Origin of the sequence: Microbacterium sp. (assembly GCF_048259935.1) — a bacterium.
Taxonomy (GTDB): Bacteria; Actinomycetota; Actinomycetes; order Actinomycetales; family Microbacteriaceae; genus Microbacterium.
The window spans coordinates 300,838-321,946 of record NZ_JBLXHF010000002.1 but is presented as its reverse complement, the minus strand read 5'-3'; the positions used below and the strand labels follow the sequence as shown (position 1 = coordinate 321,946).

General features: G+C 66.9%; 22 protein-coding genes. 12 read left to right on the top strand and 10 right to left on the bottom strand.

The features are described 5' to 3' along the window. Positions 1 to 51 precede the first annotated feature (51 nt). Complete coding sequence (gene pyrE, locus ACN0RC_RS04385; protein ID WP_417509182.1) at positions 52 to 609, top strand: orotate phosphoribosyltransferase; 558 nt, start codon at positions 52 to 54, stop codon at positions 607 to 609. Next, entirely contained in the window at positions 606 to 1,508 is a 903-nt protein-coding gene (locus tag ACN0RC_RS04380; protein ID WP_417509180.1) for an ROK family protein, read from the top strand. Before pyrE ends, ACN0RC_RS04380 begins: the two co-directional genes overlap by 4 nt. 111 nt (positions 1,509 to 1,619) lie before the next feature. Here ACN0RC_RS04380 and ACN0RC_RS04375 read toward each other — a convergent pair whose 3' ends face one another. From ACN0RC_RS04375 to ACN0RC_RS04365, 3 genes are all read right to left on the bottom strand, one after another. Further along, entirely contained in the window at positions 1,620 to 1,778 is a 159-nt protein-coding gene (locus ACN0RC_RS04375) for a hypothetical protein (protein ID WP_417509178.1), read from the bottom strand. A gap of 76 nt (positions 1,779 to 1,854) precedes the next feature. Continuing rightward, a complete protein-coding gene (locus ACN0RC_RS04370) occupies positions 1,855 to 2,661 on the bottom strand; it encodes an HAD-IIA family hydrolase (RefSeq protein ID WP_417509176.1) in 807 nt (268 codons plus the stop codon). 9 nt (positions 2,662 to 2,670) lie between these two features. Then, positions 2,671 to 3,303 carry a metal-dependent transcriptional regulator gene (locus ACN0RC_RS04365; protein ID WP_417509174.1) on the bottom strand — a complete coding sequence of 211 codons (633 nt, stop codon included), beginning with the start codon at positions 3,301 to 3,303 and terminating at the stop codon, positions 2,671 to 2,673. Positions 3,304 to 3,325: 22 nt separating this feature from the next. On the opposite strand from ACN0RC_RS04365, the gene ACN0RC_RS04360 reads away from it, so the two are divergent. Next, entirely contained in the window at positions 3,326 to 3,943 is a 618-nt protein-coding gene (locus ACN0RC_RS04360; protein ID WP_417509172.1) for a TrmH family RNA methyltransferase, read from the top strand. A 12-nt stretch (positions 3,944 to 3,955) separates the two neighbouring features. On the opposite strand, the gene ACN0RC_RS04355 is transcribed toward ACN0RC_RS04360, so the two are convergent. The 3 genes from ACN0RC_RS04355 to ACN0RC_RS04345 form a co-directional block, all read right to left on the bottom strand. Then, positions 3,956 to 4,168: a hypothetical protein gene (locus ACN0RC_RS04355; protein ID WP_417509170.1), complete on the bottom strand. Its 213-nt coding sequence runs from the start codon at positions 4,166 to 4,168 to the stop codon at positions 3,956 to 3,958. A 124-nt stretch (positions 4,169 to 4,292) separates the two neighbouring features. Beyond that, positions 4,293 to 5,603, bottom strand: coding sequence for an MATE family efflux transporter (locus ACN0RC_RS04350; protein ID WP_417509169.1), 1,311 nt, complete (start codon positions 5,601 to 5,603; stop codon positions 4,293 to 4,295). A gap of 41 nt (positions 5,604 to 5,644) precedes the next feature. Further along, positions 5,645 to 6,625, bottom strand: a complete 981-nt coding sequence (locus ACN0RC_RS04345) for a diaminopimelate dehydrogenase (protein ID WP_417509167.1) — start codon at positions 6,623 to 6,625, stop codon at positions 5,645 to 5,647. A 98-nt stretch (positions 6,626 to 6,723) separates the two neighbouring features. Between ACN0RC_RS04345 and ACN0RC_RS04340 the strand changes: the two genes are divergently transcribed. Together ACN0RC_RS04340 and ACN0RC_RS04335 are read left to right on the top strand one after the other, a co-directional pair. Next, entirely contained in the window at positions 6,724 to 8,688 is a 1,965-nt protein-coding gene (locus ACN0RC_RS04340) for a M13 family metallopeptidase (RefSeq protein ID WP_417509165.1), read from the top strand. Between the two features lie 113 nt (positions 8,689 to 8,801). Further along, the gene (locus tag ACN0RC_RS04335; protein WP_417509163.1) at positions 8,802 to 9,728 is read left to right on the top strand and encodes a serine hydrolase; all 927 of its coding nucleotides are present in this window, start codon (positions 8,802 to 8,804) and stop codon (positions 9,726 to 9,728) included. 13 nt (positions 9,729 to 9,741) lie between these two features. On the opposite strand, the gene ACN0RC_RS04330 is transcribed toward ACN0RC_RS04335, so the two are convergent. After that, positions 9,742 to 10,215, bottom strand: a complete 474-nt coding sequence (locus tag ACN0RC_RS04330; RefSeq protein ID WP_417509161.1) for a MarR family winged helix-turn-helix transcriptional regulator — start codon at positions 10,213 to 10,215, stop codon at positions 9,742 to 9,744. 177 nt (positions 10,216 to 10,392) lie between these two features. Then, a complete protein-coding gene (locus tag ACN0RC_RS04325; RefSeq protein WP_417509159.1) occupies positions 10,393 to 11,835 on the bottom strand; it encodes an MFS transporter in 1,443 nt (480 codons plus the stop codon). A gap of 119 nt (positions 11,836 to 11,954) precedes the next feature. Here ACN0RC_RS04325 and ACN0RC_RS04320 point away from each other — a divergent pair, with 119 nt between their 5' ends. The 5 genes from ACN0RC_RS04320 (at position 11,955) to ACN0RC_RS04300 (ending at position 16,257) form a co-directional block, all read left to right on the top strand. Further along, positions 11,955 to 12,644 carry a GNAT family N-acetyltransferase gene (locus ACN0RC_RS04320; RefSeq protein WP_417509157.1) on the top strand — a complete coding sequence of 230 codons (690 nt, stop codon included), beginning with the start codon at positions 11,955 to 11,957 and terminating at the stop codon, positions 12,642 to 12,644. 26 nt (positions 12,645 to 12,670) lie between these two features. Further along, positions 12,671 to 13,291, top strand: coding sequence for a hypothetical protein (locus ACN0RC_RS04315; protein WP_417509155.1), 621 nt, complete (start codon positions 12,671 to 12,673; stop codon positions 13,289 to 13,291). 95 nt (positions 13,292 to 13,386) lie between these two features. Beyond that, positions 13,387 to 14,772 (top strand): glycine--tRNA ligase, encoded by a 1,386-nt coding sequence (locus ACN0RC_RS04310; protein ID WP_417509153.1) that lies wholly within the window; start codon positions 13,387 to 13,389, stop codon positions 14,770 to 14,772. Positions 14,773 to 14,781: 9 nt separating this feature from the next. Continuing rightward, positions 14,782 to 15,600: a serine hydrolase domain-containing protein gene (locus tag ACN0RC_RS04305; RefSeq protein WP_417509151.1), complete on the top strand. Its 819-nt coding sequence runs from the start codon at positions 14,782 to 14,784 to the stop codon at positions 15,598 to 15,600. Positions 15,601 to 15,795: 195 nt separating this feature from the next. Beyond that, complete coding sequence (locus ACN0RC_RS04300) at positions 15,796 to 16,257, top strand: adenylyltransferase/cytidyltransferase family protein (protein ID WP_417509149.1); 462 nt, start codon at positions 15,796 to 15,798, stop codon at positions 16,255 to 16,257. Between the two features lie 72 nt (positions 16,258 to 16,329). On the opposite strand, the gene ACN0RC_RS04295 is transcribed toward ACN0RC_RS04300, so the two are convergent. Both ACN0RC_RS04295 and ACN0RC_RS04290 read right to left on the bottom strand, forming a co-directional pair. After that, positions 16,330 to 16,902 (bottom strand): HhH-GPD-type base excision DNA repair protein, encoded by a 573-nt coding sequence (locus ACN0RC_RS04295; RefSeq protein WP_417509147.1) that lies wholly within the window; start codon positions 16,900 to 16,902, stop codon positions 16,330 to 16,332. A 152-nt stretch (positions 16,903 to 17,054) separates the two neighbouring features. Then, positions 17,055 to 18,362 (bottom strand): glutamyl-tRNA reductase, encoded by a 1,308-nt coding sequence (locus ACN0RC_RS04290; RefSeq protein ID WP_417509145.1) that lies wholly within the window; start codon positions 18,360 to 18,362, stop codon positions 17,055 to 17,057. A gap of 64 nt (positions 18,363 to 18,426) precedes the next feature. On the opposite strand from ACN0RC_RS04290, the gene hemE reads away from it, so the two are divergent. Both hemE and ACN0RC_RS04280 read left to right on the top strand, forming a co-directional pair. Then, complete coding sequence (gene hemE, locus ACN0RC_RS04285; RefSeq protein WP_417509143.1) at positions 18,427 to 19,446, top strand: uroporphyrinogen decarboxylase; 1,020 nt, start codon at positions 18,427 to 18,429, stop codon at positions 19,444 to 19,446. Beyond that, on the top strand, positions 19,443 to 21,020 hold the full coding sequence (locus ACN0RC_RS04280; RefSeq protein WP_417509141.1) for a protoporphyrinogen/coproporphyrinogen oxidase: 1,578 nt from the start codon (positions 19,443 to 19,445) through the stop codon (positions 21,018 to 21,020). The genes hemE and ACN0RC_RS04280 overlap by 4 nt, the downstream gene beginning before the upstream one ends. Positions 21,021 to 21,109 lie beyond the last annotated feature (89 nt).

Below are 21,109 nucleotides of genomic sequence, written 5' to 3'. Positions count from 1 at the left end.
AGGACAAATGCGCATGCGTGGCCAGGACCGGTGCGCCATACACTGGATGCCGTGACTCTCGAAGCCGACCGCCAGTCCCTGCTCGCCCTGATCAAGGCTGAGGCGGTGTTCCACGGTGACTTCACGCTCTCGAGCGGCAAGCAGGCGACGTACTACGTCGATATGCGAAAGCTCACCCTCGATCACCGGGCGGCTCCCGCGATCGGCCGCATCATGCTCGACCTGATCGACGGTCTCGGCGCCGTCTCGGTCGGCGGCCTCACACTCGGCGCTGACCCGATCGCCAACTCGGTCATGCACGCCTCTGTCGCAGCCGACAATCCGGTGGATGCGTTCGTCGTCCGCAAGGAGCCCAAGGATCACGGCCGCGGCCGTCAGGTCGAGGGCGCGGATGTGGCGGGCAAGCGCGTCGTCGTTCTCGAAGACACCTCGACCACCGGGCAGTCCGCGCTGAAAGCCGTCGAAGTGCTGCGGCGTGAGGGCGCGGAAGTCGTTGCCGTCGCGGTGATCGTCGACCGCAAGACCGGAGCCCAGGCCGCGATCGAGGCCGAGGGCCTGCAGTGGCTGGCCGCGTTCGACCTCGACGATCTCGGTCTCGATCCGCAGTGATCCGCTGCGCGCTGGCCGTCGACGTCGGAGGCACCAAAATAGAGGCCGCCCTCGTCTCACTTGACGGCGAGGTCGCAGCCGGGAGCCGCAGCCGCGAGGCGACCGGACGCGGATCAACGCCGTCCTCCCTCGACGCGGCAGTGCGTGCCGTCATTGCCCACGCGCTTGCCGCACTGCCCGCCGACGCTGAGCTGATCGGCGTCGGAATCGGCAGTGCAGGGCCCGTCGATCGCCAAGCTGGAAAGATCTTCCCGGTGAACATGCCCCTCGCGCATGGCTACGCACTGGCGGATGCTGTGCGCACCGCGGCATCCGATGTTCTCGGTCGTGACGTGCACACCGTGTTCGGCCACGACGGCGGTGCGCTCGCGCTCGCCGAATCCTGGCTCGGGGCGACGCGCGACGCGCGCGCATCACTGTCGATCGTCATCTCGACCGGCGTCGGTGGCGGGTTCGTCGTCGCAGGACACTACATGCCCGGTGCGAGTGGAAACGCTGGCCACCTCGGACAGATGCGTCGCGAGGGCGGACTGACTCTCGAAGAGATCGCGTCGGGGCCGGCGAGTGCCGCCTGGGCGCGATCGCAGGGCTGGACGGGCTCTACCGGTGAAGATCTCGCACGTTCTGCGGCTGACGGCGACCAGGTCGCGCGCGCGGCGATCGAACGTTCCGCGCGCGCAGTGGGTCAGGTGTTGGCGGATGCCGCGACCCTGCTCGACCTCGACCTCATCGCAGTAGGCGGCGGGTTCTCGCGCGTCTCGGACGACTACATCGATCTCGTGCAGCAGGCGCTGGTGGCATCCGCGGCGCACGACTACTCGCGCGCTGCTCGCGTAGTGCGCTCCGGACTCGGCGATGAGGGGCCACTGATCGGGGCCGCGGCGTTCGTCCTGCGGTAGCGGTGGGGCGTCATGCCGGGCCCCAGAGTGTCGAACCATGCGCGGGTGGCGCATGTAGCCGCTAATGCTGCTGCGTAGCGACCATTTGCGACCCCAGCCGCACCGGGCGGGTCAGCCCTTGCGGTCGTCGTCCCAGGGGCCTTCCCACCAGTTGCCCGGCCTCCCGTCGCCACGGCCGCGGTTCGAGCGCACGAACTGCCAGATGACGATCGTGATCGATGACAGGCCGATCAGGATCAGCACGAGAAACAGCAGGTCGTTCTGATTCATGGTCGCTTCCCTTCTGCGGCATCCGCTGCCGTGATCCGTTCGCCGTCGTCGAGAACGCCCATCGATCGGTCCTCAGTCAGCCCTTGATCGTCGTGATCGCTTCGGTGATGGTGGGCAGCAGATCGGCAACAGAGTCGACGATCTCGTCGGGCCGGAACGGGTACTTCTCGATCTCGGCCTGATCGCTGATGCCGGTGAGGACGAGCACCGTGTGCAGGCCCGCCTCGATGCCGGCGACGATGTCGGTGTCCATGCGGTCGCCGATCATGCCGGTCTTCTTCGAGTGTGCACCGATCTTGTTGAGCGCTGAGCGGAACATCATCGGGTTCGGCTTGCCGACGACGTACGGCTCCATGCCGGTGGCCTTCGTGATGAGAGCGGCGACAGCGCCGGTCGCCGGCAGTGCGCCCTCGGCGCTGGGGCCGGTGGCATCCGGGTTCGTGATGATGAACCGCGCGCCCTTGTTGATCAGGCGGATTGCCTTGGTGATCGCCTCGAAAGAGTATGTGCGAGTCTCGCCGACGACGACGAAATCAGGATCCGTCTCGGTCATGATGTACCCGGCGTCGTGGAGCGCGGTGAGAATGCCGGCCTCGCCGATCACGAACGCAGAGCCGCCGGGCAGCTGCTGCTTCAAGAACGATGCCGTCGCGAGCGCCGACGTCCAGATGCGGTCTTCGGGAACGTTCAGGCCGCTCGCGCGCAGCCGGGCGGAGAGGTCGCGCGCGGTGAAGATCGAGTTGTTCGTCAGCACCAGATAAGGGATGCCGTTGCTCTCCCACCCGGCGAGCATCTCGGATGCTCCGGGGATCGGCACGTTCTCATGGACGAGAACCCCGTCCATATCGGTGAGCCAGCATTCGATGTCATCGCGGTGTGCCATGTGCTCAGCTTATTGGCTGAGCCACACCACATCAGCGGCACCATCGGGCAGCGCGACATTCTTTCCGTCGAGGTCGATGCCGCCGATGCTGACGCGGATCTCCGACCCCACGGCGAGTCCCAGCGCGTTCAGTGCCCGAAGTAGATCGGGGTCGGTGTCCGCGACGCGCAGCACGCGGCCGGTGTGTCCGGGCGCCGCATCAGCGAGCAGCACGAAGGGCTCGCGGATGGCGTCGCCTGCGGCATCCGGAATCGCGTCTCCGTGCGGGTCGAAGCGAGGGTGTCCGAGACGAGTGTCGATGCCCTCGAGCAGTCGATCGCTGATCGTGTGCTCGAGAACCTCGGCCTCGTCGTGCACTTCATCCCAGGAGTAGTCGAACTCCTGCACCAGCCAGGTCTCGATGAGGCGGTGGCGGCGCACCATCTGCAGCGCGCGGGCCTGGCCGGCATCCGTCAGACGCACCGCGCCATACGGCACATGTGAGACGAGGCCTGCAGCTGCGAGCTTTTTGACCATCTCGGTCACGCTCGAGGGGGCGATGCCGAGCTTGGCGGCCAGCTGCGACGGAGTGATCGGAGCATCCTGCCATTCGGTATGCGCGTAGACGGTCTTCAGGTAGTCGTCTGCTGCCGGGGATGCCACCGCTCCAGACTACGCTGAAGCAGTGACTGAGACTCCAGAGCACAGTTCCCACGGCCTCGGCCCCTGGGAAGGCGAATGGCCCACCGGTGACCAGTACGATCCGGAACTGCTCGAGAACGGCGACACCCGCAACGTCATCGATCGTTACCGCTACTGGCGGATGGATGCCATCGTCGCCGACCTCGACACGCACCGGCATTCGTTCCATGTCGCGATCGAGAACTGGCAGCACGACATGAACATCGGATCCATCGTGCGCAGCGCCAATGCGTTCCTCGCCGACACCGTGCACATCGTCGGCCGCCGTCGCTGGAACAAGCGCGGGGCCATGGTCACCGACCGGTATCAGCACGTCGTGCACCACGAGGATGTCGCCTCGTTCGCCGCATGGGCCGAGAGCGAAGGCATCCCGATCATCGCGGTCGACAATGTCGCAGGCGCTGTGCCCGTGGACAAGGCAGAGCTGCCCGAGCGCTGCGTGCTGCTGTTCGGACAGGAGGGGCCGGGTTTGACGGAAGAGGCGATCGCCGCGGCATCCGGACACATCGAGATCACCCAGTACGGCTCGACGAGGTCGATCAACGCGAGCGCCGCGGGCGCGGTCATCATGTACGAATGGTGCCGCCGCTACGCCGACTGAGGAGTCAGCGGATCAGTCGCGCTGGATTCCGAACGTGTGTCGCATGAGTGCGTTCACGTCTGAATCGAGGCGATCGAGCCTGCGGTGCACGCCGTGGATCTCGGTGCGGATGCTTCCGATCTCTGTCTTGATGATCCGCACGAACATCGTCGACATGAGCGTGATCATGCCGAACAGGCCGGTGGCGAAAACGCCGATCAGCGTCCATACCTGCGGTTCACTCATGGTCAACATCTCTCCATTGTCGGCCTAGTGAGACCAGGATGCCAGGGGGCGCGGCGGGTTCGTGCCGCAGAGCCGAAAATCGTGGACAGCCGTTCGTCGTGCCGCATTGTGCAGAACGAGTGCCCTACGCGTCCTGGCGCAGCCAGCCGCCGGTCTTGACGCGCCAGCCGAGGGTCGCGAACCGGGCGAGCAGGTAGACGCCGAAGAAGGCAACAGCGAGCCAGGTGACTCCGGGCATTCCGCTGACCCCGACCATCGCAATGATCACGAGCGTCGGGATGAAGGGCACGAGGTTCAGGCCGCCGGCGATCGCGAGATAGCGCACGTCGCCTGACCCCATCAGCACACCGTCGAGCACGAACACGACCCCTGCGATCGGCTGCGCGATGGCCAGCACGATCAGCGCAGGCTGGATCAATGCGGCAAGCGCTGGGTCCCCGGTGAAGGCGAGCCCGATCACGCCGGACAGCGCCCCGATGATGACCCCGACGGCCACTCCGAACCACGCACCCCACGCAACCGTTCGGGCCAGCACGAGACGCACGCCGGGAACGTCGCCGGCACCCAGCCCCTTGCCGATCAGCGCCTGCGCGGCGATGGCGAGGGCATCCAGAACGAAAGCCGCCGCCGAGAAGATCGTGAAGACGACCTGCCAACCGGCCAGCTCTTCTGTACCGAGGGCGGTCGCGACGCCGACCGTGAGCAGCAGAGCGACCCGCAGGCTCACCGTGCGCAGGAACAGCCAGCCGCCGGACCTCGCCGAACCGCGCACTCCCTCTCGCTGCGGGCGCACCGAGGCGGAGTGCGTGCGGGCGAGCCTGCCGACGATGATGACGTACGCGGCGACCATCGCCCACTGCGCGGTGACAGTGCCGATCGCGGATCCGGCGATGCCCCAGCCGAACCCGTAGATGAAGAGCCAGTTCAGCAGAGCGTTCGCACCGAAGCCGAAACCAGCGATCCAGAGAGGTGTGACAGTGTTCTGCATGCCGCGCAGAAGGCCTGTCGCCGCGAACACGATCAGCATCGCAGGCAGACCCCACATGCTGATCACGAGATAGGTGTCAGCCTGCTCGGCAACCTCGGGCGCAGCGCCGAAGAGCGACACCAGCCACGGCGAAGAGAACGCGCCGAGAGCGGCGAGCACGGCGCCGAGCCCGAGCGCCAACCACATGCCGTCGATCCCGATCGAGACGGCATCCTTGTGGTCACCCGCGCCGAACCGACGAGCAACCGCCGGCGTCGTCGAATACGCGAGGAACACCATCAGTCCGACGATCGTCTGCAGCACGGCACTGGCGATGCCCAGACCCGCGAGCGGGACGGTCCCGAGGTGGCCGACGAGCGCGGCATCCACCATGAGGAACGCCGGCTCTGCAACCAGGGCGCCCAGGGCAGGCACAGCGAGCCGCAGGATCTCGCGGTTCAGGGTCATCGCGCCTCTCACCTCTTGAGACTATGCGCTGGCACTGACGTTCAGAGCAGCTCTGCGCGCAGCTGCTCAGGTGACTTCGGCGAGAGCAGACCGGGGGCCACATCGAACACCGTGCGAGCGCCGATCTGACCATCGGCGTTCATGCGGTGCACTGCGCGTGCGTAGGCGACCAGCACGCTGGCGGTGAATTCCGGGTTGCTGCCGAGGGTCAGGCCGTACTCGATCGTCTGGGTGGCGCCGTCACCGGTCACTCCGCTGCGGATCACAAAGCCGCCGTGCGGCATGGCCGCGTGATCGCGGGCGAGCTCGTCAGCCGAGATGAACGTCACAGTGGTGTCGTAGTCGGCGAAGTAGTCGGGCATCGTCACGATCGCTTCGCGCACGGCATCCGCATCGGCACCGTCTTCGAGCACGACGAAGCACTCGCGCGTGTGCTTCTGTCTGGTGGTGAGGGTCGGGCGCTCGCCGGAACGAACGGATGCCACGGCATCCGCGCTCGGGACGGTGTACTGCACCCCGCCCGCGACGCCGTCGACCCGGCGGATCGCGTCGGAGTGGCCCTGGCTGAGACCGCGGCCCCAGAACGTGTAAGTGTCGCCCTCGGGCAGCAGCGCCTCTCCGAAGACGCGGTTCAGCGAGAACATTCCCGGGTCCCACCCGGCCGAGATGAGCGCGGTCGTCCCGGCAGCACGCGCCGCAGCATCCACCGCCGCGAAGTGCTCCGGAATGCGCGCGTGCGTGTCGAAGCTGTCGACCACGTTGAAACGTGCGGCGAGCTCCGGCGTCTGCACGGGCAGGTCGTTCTTGGATCCGCCGCAGAGGATCAGCACGTCGAGATCTCCCGTGCGCTGATCGAGGTCGTCCATGCGGTGCGCACTCGCGCCGGCCGTGTGCACATCTGCGGGATCGCGCCGCGTGAAGATGCCGACGAGCTCCATGTCGTCACAACGCTCGATGGCACGCTCGACCCCGCGTCCGAGGTTTCCATAACCGACGATTCCAATGCGGATCTTGGCGCTCATGCAGACGGTCTCCTTCGGTGGGCCCAGAATCCCTCAGCGTACCGAAGCCGTGCGCGTGAAACGGCCATGCGCGCGCACGCGGCGCATAGGGTGGACGCATGACTGATGTGCTTCCCGCCGGTCTCGCGACCGAAGAATTCAGCTCCGACATCCGCCCGCAGGACGATCTCTACCGCCACGTCAACGGCGCGTGGCTCGAGCGCACCGAGATCCCCGGCGATAAGGCGCGCTGGGGTTCCTTCCACCTGCTCGCCGAGCAGGCCGAGACGGACGTCCGCACGATCATCGAAGAGTCGCAGGCCGCTGACGCCGGCACCCTCGAGCGCAAGATCGGTGACCTCTTCACGAGCTTCATGGACACCGCGAGCATCGATGCCGCGGGCATCGAACCGCTGCGCGAGACCCTGGCCGAGATCGACCGGATCGACAGCATCCCGGCCCTTCTCGCCACCGCCGGCGCCTACGAGCGCGACGGCCGCGCCCACCTGATCGGGTTCTACGTCGACGGCGACCCGGGCAACCCCGAGCGCTATGTGCCCGTTCTCGTGCAGTCCGGCCTCTCGCTCCCCGACGAGAGCTACTATCGCCTCGACAGCTTCGCCGACACCCGCGCCGCCTACCGCGCGCACCTCGAGCGTCTGCTCGCGCTCGCCGGCATTGCGGATGCTGCCGGTGACGCAGAGCGCGCTTTCGCACTCGAGACCGAGATCGCCTCGCACCACTGGGACAACGTCCGCAGCCGCGACGCCGTCGAGACCTACAACCTGAAGACCTGGGACGAGCTGCAGGCGCTCGTCGGCGTCGACCTCGCGCCCTGGCGGGACGCGGTCGGACCCACGAACCCGGATGCTTTCGCCGAACTGGTCGTCAGCCAGCCGAGCGCCTTCGAGGGCCTCGGCGCGCTGCTGAGCGCAGAGCGTCTCGACGACTGGAAGGCCTGGCTGCGCTCGCAGGTCGTGCACGCTGCGGCGGCGTTCCTCACCGACGACTTCGTGCAGGAGAACTTCTCGTTCTACGGCACCGAGCTCACCGGCGTCCCCTCGATCCGTGAGCGCTGGAAGCGCGGCGTCTCGGTCACCGAAAGCGCCCTCAGCGAGGCGATCGGCAAGGTCTACGTCGAGCGCCACTACCCGCCGACGGCGAAGGCCGCGATGGATGAACTCGTCGCGAATCTCATCGAGGCGTACCGCCAGAGCATCAGAACGCTGGAGTGGATGAGCCCCGAGACCCGCGAGCGCGCGCTCGCGAAGCTCGACTCGTTCACCCCGAAGATCGGCCACCCCGCGGTATGGCGCGATTATTCGACGCTCGAGATCGATGCATCCGACATCTTCGGCAACGTGCGCCGCGCGAACATCTTCGAGCATGACCGCAACGTCGACAAGGTCGGAAAGCCCATCGATCGGAACGAGTGGCACATGCCGCCGCAGATGGTCAACGCGTACTACAACCCGTCGATGAACGAGATTGTCTTCCCCGCGGCGATCCTGCAGTACCCGTTCTTCGATGCATCTCGCGACGCCGCGGCGAACTACGGCGGCATCGGCGCCGTGATCGGCCACGAGGTCGGGCACGGATTCGATGACCAGGGCAGCCGCTACGACGGCACGGGCAAGCTCGATGACTGGTGGACGGATGCCGACCGCTCAGCTTTCGAGGAGCGCACGAAGGCTCTGATCGCACAGTACGACGCGCTCGTCCCGGTGGGGCTGGGCGAGGAGAACCACGTCAACGGTGCACTCACGATCGGCGAGAACATCGGCGACCTCGGCGGTCTCGGCATCGCGCTGAAGGCCTACGAGCTCTCTCTCGACGGTGCGGACGCCCCGGTCATCGACGGGCTCACCGGTGTGCAGCGTCTGTTGCTGAGTTGGGCCCAGGTCTGGCAGCAGAAGAGCCGGGATGCCGAGACGATCCGTCTGCTGACGATCGACCCGCACTCCCCGAACGAGTTCCGCTGCAACCAGATCGTGCGCAACATCGATGCCTTCTACGAGGCATTCGGGGTGACCGAAGATGACGCGCTGCACCTCCCTGTTGAAGAGCGGGTGACGATCTGGTGACAGGTGCTCAACGGCCCACAGCCGGGGGTCGGTAGGCGGGGTTACGATAGCCAATGCCGTCTCGGCTGTGCCGATGAGGGCAACCCCAACTACCTTCGCGGGAAGGAACATGTGTGGGCACCCCCCAGCCCTCTGAACCGGCCAAAACGACGGCGATGCTGCGTCGATCCCACCGCAAGACTCGTCGATTGCCGCGTCGAGCGGCAATCGGACGCAGATCGTTCGCAGCGACCACACGGGCGCTGGAGGGGTTGGCGGATGCGGGGGCCCAGGTCTCGGTGCACGTCAAGGATCTCGATACCGGCGCACCGGTGCTGACCGGTGACGATCATGTGACCCTTCCGATTGCCGGACTCGGCATCGTGCCGCTGCTCATCGAGGTGGCGGCACGATTCGAGGACGGAAGCCTCGATCCTCTCGAGATCGTCGAACGCTCGGCCGTGGAGCCGGTGACGGCATCGGGAGTGTGGCGCAATCTGCGCACTCCGATCTTCCCCCTGGCTGACCTCGCAACCCTTGCCGCAGCAACCGGTGATCCGCTGGCGGTGAATCTGCTGCTGGAGCGCGTCGGACACCACAGCGTTCGCGAGCGCATCGATGCGCTCGGGCTGCGGCGAACCGCAATGCTCGACCGTTTCCGCGATGAGCGCGGTCCCGATGATGCACCTCACGTCGCAGTCGGCACCACTCGTGAGCTGGCTGGGCTGTTCTCGGCGCTGGTCAACTCCAAGGTCGTCGATCCTGCCGTGAGCGCACAGGTCTCGGAGTGGCTGAGCCTGAACCATGACCTGAGTCTGGTCGCGGCATCCACTGGGCTTGATCCCTTCGCGCACGAACATGACGCGCATGGCCTGCTGTTCATCAACAAAACCGGTCGTGATCGCGGCGCGCGCGCTGAGTCCGGCGTGCTCGGGGGCCCGCGGGCCGGAATCTCTTACGCGATGATCGTCGGCTTCGATGATCTATCGATCGCGCACCGGCTTCGGGTGCACGAGGCGTTCCGCATTCTCGGCCTCGAACTCATGGAGTACGCGCACTGACCAGTGCCGCCGTTCAGAACGGACCGAACCTCCGCTGCGGATCGAGCGCTTCGACGACGGGTCCGAGCGCATCGGCGAGGTTCTCCAACTGCTCGTCGGTGAGGCGGTCGAGCACCAGACGGTGCGCCATGTCGAAGTGTCCCGGGGTGGCGAGAACGAGCTGTCGGCGCCCCTCCTTTGTGAGGGCCAGCAGCACGCTGCGGCGGTCCTTCGTGCTCTCTTCACGTTCGATGAGACCGCGCTGTTGCAGCCGGCTCACGACTTTGGAGGTGCGGGGGAGCGTCGCGTTGGTCGCGCTCGCGAGATCGCTCAGGCGCAATGCTCCCTGACGCTGCAGCACGCTGAGCAGGATGAACTCGTAGTGCGTCATGGACGAGTCTCGCTGCAACTGGGCGTCGAGAGCGGCCGGGAGCAGTTCTGCGGTGCCGATCAGGGCGAGCCAGGCCGCAGACTGCTGCGGCGTCATGCGCGAGAGCGGTGCGGACATGTCTCCATTGTGCCGGGAATAGTTGCCGGGGCAAGCGCGCCTGACACTTGTCAGTCTCGATCACAGAGGTCAGTAGAAAACGCGCGTTTCGGGCCGGCATCTGTGATCCGCGCTGACATCCGTCGCGGAGAGCCGGTGCGCTGAGGTCAACTCGGGCGAAGGCCAGCTCGGCCGAACTCAGCTGGGGAGCGACGGATGCTTCTCGAGCGGGCGGATCTTCGGGATGAACAGCGACAGCACCAGGGCGATGGCGCCCGCCGCGATCGCAAGCCAGAAGCAGACGTTGAAGGCCTCGCGGGTGGGAACGGCTACGCCATCGATCTCGATGCTCATCGCTGCGAGCACCGCACCCATGACGGCCGAAGCGCTGGAGGTGCCCACGGAGCGAAACAGAGCGTTCAACCCGTTCGAGGCGCCGGTCTCATTGGCCGGCACAGAGCGCATGATGATCATCGGCATGGCGGCGAAGGTGAAGCCGATTCCGACGCCGATCAGTGCATTGGCGACGAGGATGTGCACCCACTCCGACGACCAGACGAGCACATAGACGTATGCGACGACGATCGCGGCGCTTCCGACGGTGAACAACGGGCGAGGGCCGATCGTACGCTCAAGCCAGCCTGACAGCGGCGAGAGCACCATCATCACCAGTCCCGCGGGCATGATGATGAACGAGGCCGTGAGCATGTCGAGCCCGAAGCCGGAACCGGTCTCGGTGGGGAGTTCGAGCATCTGCGGGAACGTCACGTTCGACGAGAACAGCGCGAAGCCCATGCCGATCGCGGCGATGTTGGTCAGCAGCACCGCGGGGCGCGCGGCAACGCGCAGATCGAGCAGTGGATCCTTGGCGCGCAGCTGATACCAGCCCCAGAGCAGCAGCACGACGATGCCGCCGAGCACAAGGCTCAGGCCCACCGGCGAGGTCCATCCCCATTGGGCGCCGCGTGAGATGTAGAGCAGCAGGCCGGTGAGCCCGATCGCGAGTCCGATGGCACCGATGAGGTCGAGGCGACCGGGGGAGAGCAGCACGTCTTCGGGCACGAACAGCAAGACCAGGATGAGGCCTGTGATGCCGAGCCCAGCGGCGAGCCAGAACAGTGAGTGCCAGTCGGCGTTGAGGGCCAGGTACGCGGCCAGCGGCATCCCGATCGCTCCCCCGACGCCCATCGTCGCGCTCATCAGTGCGACGGCGGTGCCGAGACGCTTGGGAGGGAGGATGTCGCGCATGATCGCGATGCCGAGCGGGATGACTCCGGTGACACCGCCCTGCAGTGCCCGCCCGACGATGACGCCGACGATCGAGGTCGAGAGCGCCGCGATCACGGAGCCGATGATCAGCATGATCATGAGCACGACGATCACGCGCCGCTTGCCGTACATATCGCCGAGGCGCCCCGAGATCGGCGTGGCGATCGCGGCGACGAGCAGCGTGATCGTGACGACCCACGTGGTGTCTTCGCGCGATGCGTTCAGCAGGGTGGGCAGCTCGGCCTGGAGCGGCACGACGAGCGTGAACATGAACGACGAGGCGAGGCCGGCGAAGGCGAGCACCGCGACGGTGAGGCCGCGTCTGGGGGTGCGGGTGAGTCTCTTCCTGGCTCTCTCGTCGTCATTTCCCACCTGACCAGGCTAGTGGGCGATTGCGACTGCAGGCGCCTCGTCAGGGGGTCGGGACAAATGTTCCCGAGCGGATTCCGAGAGGATTCCCCAGACGCACGTGAGAGGGGCAGACTGGGGTCGTGCGAAACATCCGTGACCTCGACACCGTTGAACTGATCATCGACGCGCAGAGCCTGCTGGATTCCATCCGCGGACCTGAGCGCGTCGTCGACGCCGGAACGCTGCGCGCGCTGCAGCAGTCCGGCAATTACGTCGTCGGCCTCTTCGACGGCGAAGACGGGCAGGAGCAGATGGTCGGAGCATCCATCGCCTTCTTCGGTGCGCCCGCGAAGCGCCGGATGCATTCCCACATCACCGCCCTGCTTCCGGACTATCGCGGGCGCGGCTGGGGGCGCGAGCTCAAAGAGCACCAGCGCCAGTGGGCGTTCTCCCGCGATGTCGGATGCATCACCTGGACTTTCGACCCGCTGGTCGCGCGCAACGCGCACTTCTTCCTCACCGTGCTCGGTGCACGAGCGACCGGTTACACCGTGAACAACTACGGAATCTTCGGTGGCGGAGATGCCGGCGATGAGAGCGACCGGCTCGACGTCGAGTGGGCGCTGGCCGACATCGCCAAGCCGCCGGCGGATGCTGCCGTGGTCGCGACCCTCGAGATCCCCTCCGATGTCGAGTCCATGCGCGTCTCTGATCCGGATGCCGCGCACGAATGGCGTATGCGCCTGCGCGGAGAGATGGGAGAGCTGTTCGGTCGGGGCCTGCGCCTCGCCGGGTTCGACGTAACGCGCGGCTACCTGTTCACTGAATGACGGGCGCTGACTCTGCTCATAGGCAGATGACCTCCGACGCAGAAATCGAACAGCACCCGGCTGACTCCCCGTTCCATGCGCGCCTCCCGATCGGCGAGCGATTGGATGCCTCGGCTTTGACCGAAGGCTTGCCATGGGCATTCGAAGAGATCCGTATGCGTGCCCTCGAGCCGATGCTCGTGCCGGAGAGCCCGCGCGGCGGCGAGGCAGACCCCTCTCAGTGCCGCCCGTGCATGCCCTCACCGAGCACGATCTGGCAGGACGACCACTGGCAGGTGCGGGTCATGGCAGAGCCGAGTGGTCTGCCGTTCATGGCGGCGCTCTCACCGCGTGAGCACTGGCTGCTCGAGGATGCTCCGACCGAGGTTCTCGCCGCGCTCGGACCGCTCATGCAGCGTGTCTCCGAGGCGGTGAAGTCGATACCCGGTGTGGCCCGCTGCCATTTCGGCCGATGGAACGATGGCTCCGCTCATCTGCACCTCTGGGCCCTCGCGCGTCCGGCAGGAATGATGCAGGGGCGCGGTGCGGCGCTCGCGTTCTGGGATGACGTCCTCCCGCCGATCCCGCAGGAGATGGCTGACGAGCACATTCGCGTCGTCGCGGAGTCGCTCGCCACAGGCGGGGGAGAAGCCTTCCCGGACCGCTGAGCACCAGGGGCTGATCGTCAGCGGCAGCGCGGATAGGATTGAATGGCCCGTATTCACGGGCGCAATCCCCGTCGCATCCGACCATTGGAGCCACCGTGGCCGAACAGTCCCGTCTTGACAAGGTCATCAGCCTCGCCCGCCACCGCGGGTTCGTGTTCCAAGCGGGTGAGATCTACGGCGGTTCGCGCTCCGCGTGGGACTACGGACCCCTCGGCACCGAGCTGAAGGAGAACATCCGTCGCCAGTGGTGGCAGACCTTCGTCCGCGGCCGTGGCGACATGGTGGGTCTTGACTCCTCGATCATCCTGCCCAAGCGCGTGTGGGAAGCATCCGGCCACGTCGCCACCTTCAGCGACCCGCTCGTCGAGTGCCTGCAGTGCCACAAGCGCCACAGAGAAGACCACCTGCTCGAGGCATTCGAGGCGAAGAAGGGGCGCAAGCCCGAGAACGGCATGGCCGACATCGCCTGCCCCGACTGCGGCACCCGCGGCAAGTGGACCGAGCCGCGCTCGTTCTCCGGCCTCGTGAAGACGTACCTCGGCGTCGTCGACGATGAGTCGGGCCTGTACTACCTGCGCCCCGAGACCGCGCAGGGCATCTTCGTGAACTTCGCCAACGTGCTCACCGCGAGCCGCAAGAAGCCGCCGTTCGGTATCGGCCAGGTCGGCAAGGCGTTCCGCAACGAGATCACGCCAGGAAACTTCATCTTCCGCACTCGCGAGTTCGAACAGATGGAGATCGAGTTCTTCGTACCCCCGGCTGAGGCTCAGGAGTGGTTCGACCACTGGGTCGAGACCTGCTGGGCGTGGTTCATCGACCTCGGCATCGACCCCGAGAACATGCGTCAGTTCGACGTCCCCGAGGATGAGCGCGCGCACTACTCGGCCGGCACGATCGACTTCGAGTACCGCTTCGGTTTCGCGGGCTCCGAGTGGGGCGAGCTCATGGGTGTCGCCAACCGCACCGATTACGACCTGAACAGCCATTCCGAGGCATCCGGCCAGAGCCTGACGTATTTCGACCAGGCATCCGGCGAGCGCTACACGCCGTACGTGATCGAGCCCTCGTTCGGCCTCACCCGCTCGATGATGGCGTTCCTCGTCGACTCGTACGTCGAAGAAGAGGTGCCCAACGCGAAGGGTGGCACCGACACTCGCACGGTGCTCAAGCTCGACCCGCGTCTGGCCCCCGTCAAGGTCGCCGTCCTTCCGCTGTCGCGCAACGAGAAGCTCTCGCCGCTCGCGCGCGAGGTCGCCGATTCGCTGCGCGGCCGCTGGGCGATCGACTTCGATGACGCTGGTGCAATCGGTCGTCGCTACCGCCGCCAGGACGAGATCGGCACCCCGTTCTGCGTCACGGTCGACTTCGACTCGCTCGACGACAATGCCGTGACCGTGCGCGACCGCGACACCATGGCGCAGGAGCGCGTGCCGGTCGCCGAGCTCAACGAGTACCTCGCCGCACGGCTCAAGGGCGCGTGAGGCAGAGCCGTGGAGACGACGACTTTCGCCGCGACCGACGGCTTTGCGCACACCGCTCTCGTAGGGGTCACTGGCCCTGAGCAGACCATCACCGTGCAGGGCGACCCGCACACGGCGCTCGCACTCGCGTCGGTGAGCAAGCCGCTTACCGCGTGGGGTGCGCTGATCGCGCTCGAGCGCGGGCTGATCGACCTCGATGAGCCAGTAGGGCCTGAAGGGTCGACGCTGCTCAACCTGCTCGACCACACCAGCGGACTGCCGTTCGAGGGCGAGCAGGTGCAGGCGGATCCCGGCACTCGGCGCATCTACTCGAATGCCGGTTTCGATGCTCTCGGCGCGCACGTGGCCACGGCTGCGCGGATGGAGTTCTCCGAGTGGATGAACCGCGAGGTCGTCCAGCCGCTCGGCATGCGTGAGATCGACGTCAACGGCCGCCCCTCGGCCGGATACAAGGCGTCGATCGCCGACCTGCTGATCTTCGGTCGCGAGGTGCTGCGGCCCACCCTGATCCCTGCCGCTCTGCGCGACCTCGCACTGATGGTCTCGCGTGAAGATCTGAAGGGCGTCGTCCCCGGCTACGGCTCGTTCGATGACAACCAGTGGGGCCTCGGGTTCGAGCTCAAGGGCGTGAAGAGCCCGCACTGGCTGAGTGACTCGTTCCCGCCCGAGACGGCGGGCCACTTCGGTGGACAGGGCAGCTTCTTCTTCGTCGATCGCTCACGTGATATCGCCGCGGCATTCCTGTCTGGGGTGCCGTTCGGCGACGAGCACAAGCGCATCTGGCCGCCGCTCACTGACGAGATCGTCGCCCGCTACGCCGCGCGCTGACCTGGTCGCCGCCGCGACCGGGGGCGGGTGATCCCGTTCAGGTCGCAATCTGTGCCGCTATGACGACGTGAAAGCGGCACGAATCGCGACCTGAACGCCGCCTTGCTGGCCTGCGTGGCGCGGGATCGAGCCCGCGCGCCGGTAAGCTTCCTGTGTTCGCAGGACCGCTGGAGGGCGACGATGGAAGCTGAAGCAGTGAAGAAACACCAGGATTACAACCCTGGTCCGCGCGTGGGGATCACGTTTTCGACGTTCGATCTGCTCCACGCCGGTCACATCATGATGCTCGCCGAGGCGAAGCGGCAGTGCGACTACCTGATCTGCGGGCTGCAGATGGACCCGACGCTCGACCGCCCCGAGAAGAACGCACCCACGCAGACTGTCGTTGAGCGCTACATCCAGCTGCGCGGCTGCGAATCCGTCGACGAGATCGTGCCGTACTCCACCGAGCAGGACCTCGAGGACATCCTTCGTTCGTTCAAGCTCGACGTGCGTATCGTCGGTGATGAGTACGAGAACCGTGACTTCACGGGCCGCGAGTACTGCGAAGAGTCGGGCATCGAGCTGTACTTCAACAGCCGTCACCACCGGTTCTCCAGCTCAGGCCTGCGCAAGATCGTCGCAGCGAAAGAGGCGGAGCGCCTCGCGCGCGGCTGAGCCGCCGCCACGCTTGGGTCGCGATTTCTGTCGCTTTCGCCGCGCGAAAGCGACAGAAATCGCGACCTGAAGTTACTTGGCAGCCTTTGCCGCCGCCTTCATCGCCTTCTTGTGCTCGCGGACCTTCGCGAGCGATTCCGGTGAGACGATGTCGGCGACGCTGCGCAGCGCGCCTTCTTCTCCGTAAGGGGCGGATGCTTCACGCCAACCCGCACCGGCGAATCCGTACTGTTTGCCGAGCAGAGCGAGGAAGATCTTCGCCTTCTGTTCACCGAACCCTGGAAGCTTCTGCAGACGGCGCAGCACTTCGGCGCCGTCCGGGGCATCCCGGGTCCAGAGGGCTGCGGCGTCCCCGCCCCAAGAGTCGACGAGCTCCTGGCACAGCGTCTGCACACGGGTCGCCATGGAACCCGGGAAGCGGTGCACGGCAGGAGTCTGGCGGAACGCCTCGAGGAAGGCTTCCGGGTCCAGACCCGCGATGGCCGCAGCATCCACTGCTCCGGTACGCTGCTCGATCTTCAGCGGACCGGCGAACGCGGTCTCCATCGGCACCTGCTGGTCGAGCAGCATGCCGAGAAGCAGCGCGAGCGGGTTGTCGGTGAGCAGCGAGTCGGCGGCGGTGTCTCCGGTGATGTGAAGGGCCATGACTTCAGTCTGGCACCGGTCGCCGCTGTCGCAGACAGTTCAGGTCGCGAATTCGGCCGTTCTGACCGCGCCAAAGCGGCCGAATTCGCGACCCGAGCGCGTGCCGACCCGACCGAGCGCGTGCCGACCCGACCCGAGCGCGTGCCGGGCTCTCAGGCGGTTGCGGCTTCGTCGGACTCGCCGGCATCCGGCGTCAGCCCGTAGAGCGTCTCGAGCGCGTCCGTGAAATCACTCGCACGACCGTCGGCGGCGAGTTCATGCGCGCGCACCGTGGGCGTGTGCAGGAGCACACCGGCCAGATGGCGCATCGCCTGCTCGACGAGGCCCTTCTCGTCTCCGCGACGGCGCGCGCGGTCGATCTCATCTTCGAGCAGGCCGAAGATATGCGTGCGGAACGCGACGACGGCCGGCGTGACGCTCTGCCGGTCGCCGACGACGTTGAAGGTGTCTGCAGCTTCGCGCACGACAGACCTCGCAGCATCCGTCGCCTGCAGCTCTTCGAGCGGGGCGTGCAAGCGGATGGTGTCGAGATCCAGCAGTGCGACGCCTTCGATGGTTGCGACGGCGGGGTCGACGTTGCGAGGCATTCCGAGGTCGATCACCAGCTGCGACGACGCGGATGATGCGCCGATCGGGCATCCGCCCGCGGTCCCACCGGCCGATGCCTGCAGATGCTCAGGGCGCAGCACCGGCTCCTCAGCCGCATTCGTGCACGTGATCAGCAGAGTCGAGCCCGTCGCGACGCGCGTGTACTCGTGGTCGCCGACCGCGGCGATGCCGTGCTTCTTCGCGAACAGCTCGGCACGGCCAGATGGCGAGTAGACGGCGATGTTCGTCGCCCCGCGCTCGCGCAACGTCGCAAGAGTGACCGCGGCGTACGCCCCGGTGCCGACCAGTAGTACGCGTTCTGCCGACCAGTCGGCGATGCGGCTGTCGGCCAGTTCGAGCGAGAGACGCACGAGCGAGCGCCCGGCGCGCCCGATGGCGGTGACGTTCTTCACCTTGCGCTGCGCCTGGCTCGCACGCTGGAACAGGCGCTCGAGCTCGGGCGACGTCGTGCCCTCGTCGTGCGCCGTCTTCAGCGCGCGACGCACCTGGCCGGCGATCTCTCCCTCTCCGGGGACGACGGATTCCAGACCGGATGCCACGGCGAACAGGTGCTCGGCAACGCGACGACCGGAGTGCACGGCGTAAGCGCCGTCGAGTTCGGATGCCGGGATGCCGGTGGACTGCTCGATGGCCTCGAGCACTGCTTCCACTCCGACCGCTCCTGCGGCAGTCACCGGTTCGTCGACCTCGACGTACGCTTCGAAGCGGTTGCAAGTGGAGAGCACAACGGCCCCCTGCACGCACGAAGCGATGCGCAGAAGATTCGGCGCGACGTCGTCAGGGGTGCGGCTCAATCGCTCGAGCATGTCGAAGGAGGCGGTCTTGTGACTCGCCGTCACGCACAGCAGCACGCGGCCCAGTTTACCCGTCTCTCGCTGACAGGTCATTCATGAGCGCAAATGAGAGAATGCAGGCATGTCCGACTCGAACGCCCCGCTGCTTCGCGCCCTCGCCGGTGACCGCCCGGAACGGCCTCCCGTCTGGTTCATGCGCCAGGCCGGACGATCCCTCCCCGAGTACCGCGAGCTCCGCGTCGGCACGCGGATGCTGGATGCCTGCCTGACTCCGGATCTCGCGGCCGAGATCACGCTGCAGCCGGTCCGCCGGCACAAGGTCGATGCCGCGGTGTTCTTCAGCGACATCGTGATTCCGCTGCGCCTGGCTGGTGTCGACGTGGTGATCGAGCCCGGCCGCGGCCCTGTCTTCGCGGACCCGGTGCGCACCGCGGCAGATGTCGATCGCATCACCGCGATCGACCCCGACGATCTCGACACCACTGCGATCGCCGAAGCAGTGCGCATCGTGACCACCGAACTCGGCGAGACTCCGCTCATCGGCTTCGCCGGTGCACCGTTCACCCTTGCCGCGTATCTCGTCGAGGGCGGCCCCTCGAAGGAGCATCTGCGCGCGCGGGCGATGATGCACACCGACCCCGAATCCTGGAACCGTCTCGCCGGATGGCTCTCGCGCATCTCTCGTCGGTTCCTCGAAGCGCAGCGCGACGCGGGCGCGGCGACAGTGCAGCTGTTCGACTCGTGGGCAGGGTCCCTGAGCCCTGCCGACTACCGTGCGCACGTCGCCCCGCACTCGAAGGCGGCGGTTGCTGGCCTCGGGCTTCCCGTCATCCACTTCGGCGTCGGCACCGGGCCCTTCCTCGCCGATATGCGACTGGATGGCGAAGCATCCGCCGTCGGCGTCGACTGGCGCCAGCCCCTCGATGAGGCCGCCGGAATCCTCGGCCCCGACGTCACCGTCCAGGGCAACATCAACCCGGCCATGCTGCAGGCGCCGTGGCCGGTGCTCGAGGCCCACGTGCGCGACGTCATCGAGCGCGGCCGCGCCGCCCGCGCGCACATCCTCAATCTCGGCCACGGCGTGCCGCCCGAAACCGATCCTGACCAGCTCACCCGCATCGTGGAGCTCGCGCATTCATGAGCGAGAACAGCACCGCGGGGCTTGCTGAACGCGCGGCTGAACGCCACGTCATCGTGGTGGGCGGCGGCATCGGCGGACTCGTCGCCGCTCGCGAATGCGCGAAGGTCGGCATGCAGGTCACGCTGCTCGAGGCAGCGCCCGAGCTCGGCGGCGCGATCCAGCGCGCCGATCTGGACGGCGTGACGGTGGATGCCGGGGCCGAGAGCTACGCGACCCGCGGCGGGCACGTGCGAGAGCTCCTCGCCGAGCTCGACCTCACCGAGCGCATCGTCACCCCGAACCCCGCCGGTGCCTGGCTCGTCGGTGCTCCGGGGGTGAAAGCTGCACCGCTGCCCAAGGGCGGCATTCTCGGCATCCCCGCCAATCCGTTCGCCGACGACGTGCGCCGCATCATCGGCTGGGGCGGTGCGTGGCGTGCATACGTCGACCGTCTGCGCCCGCCGCTGACGATCGGAAAAGAGCACAGCCTCGGCAACCTCGTCGCCAAGCGCATGGGCGCCAAGGTGCGCGACCTGCTCGTCGCCCCGGTCACCGCCGGGGTGTACTCGGCGAACCCCGATGACGTCGACACCGAGATCGCGGCTCCTGGCCTCAACGAAGCACTCACTCGCACGGGATCGCTGTCGGGAGGCGTCGCCCAGCTGCTCGCCGAACGAACCGAGCGCGCCGAGCGCGCCGATCGCGCGAAGAAGGCGCCCGGATCTGCTGTCGAAGCGCTCGCGGGAGGCATGAGCGGGCTCGTCGACGCGCTCGCGGCAGACCTGGAAGAGCTCGGTGCGGTCGTCCGCACTGGCGTGACCGTTGCGACCGTCGCTCGCGACGGCGACGGGTGGACAGTGTCGTTTTCGACAGCATCCGAAGACGATGACCTCGAGATCGAGATCGAGATCGAGATCGAGATCGAGACCGGCCCCGAGACCGCTCCCGCAGTCGAGCCTGAGAACGAGACGCTCACTGCAGACGCCCTCATCGTCGCCACGGCCGAGCCGAGTGCCCGTCTACTGCTGACCGGTCACGTCGTAGGTCTCGGCACCCCGGGAGATGCCCCGCAGATCGAGATCATCAGCCTGCTCCTTGATGCCCCCGAGCTGAATACCGCGCCGCGCGGCACCGGGGTCCTCACAGTCCCCGGCAGTCACACGGCGAAGGCGCTCACCCACGCGACCGCGAAGTGGGAGTGGCTCCGCAAGAGCGCAGCGGGCCGCCACGTCGTGCGCGTCTCGTTCGGTGCGCAGGGCGAACCGGCCGCCACGGCGAACCTCGATGACGATGCTGCCGCGCAGCTCGCGCTGAGCGAAGCATCCTCTCTTCTCGGTCTCGACCTGCCCGAATCGGCGCTCGTCGCGGCGCACCGCGCGCGCTTCACGCAATCGCAGCCGGCATCGCTGATCGGTGCTGCCGAACGGCGCGATGAGATGCGGGCCGCGGTGCGCAAGACGCCTGGGCTCGGCGTGGTCGGCGCATGGCTGTCTGGCACCGGTCTCGCGCAGGTGATTCCGGATGCTGCGGCTGAAGCCGATCGCGTTCGCCGAGCTCTTCTCTGGGGAGAAGACGGTCCGCTGTCAACCCCTTGAGGTATTGATGCCGTTTTCGGCATATGGCGTTACGCTGGTACCCCTGGCCGACGGCATCCATCGCCTGCGGCTCGACCGGAACAACGTGA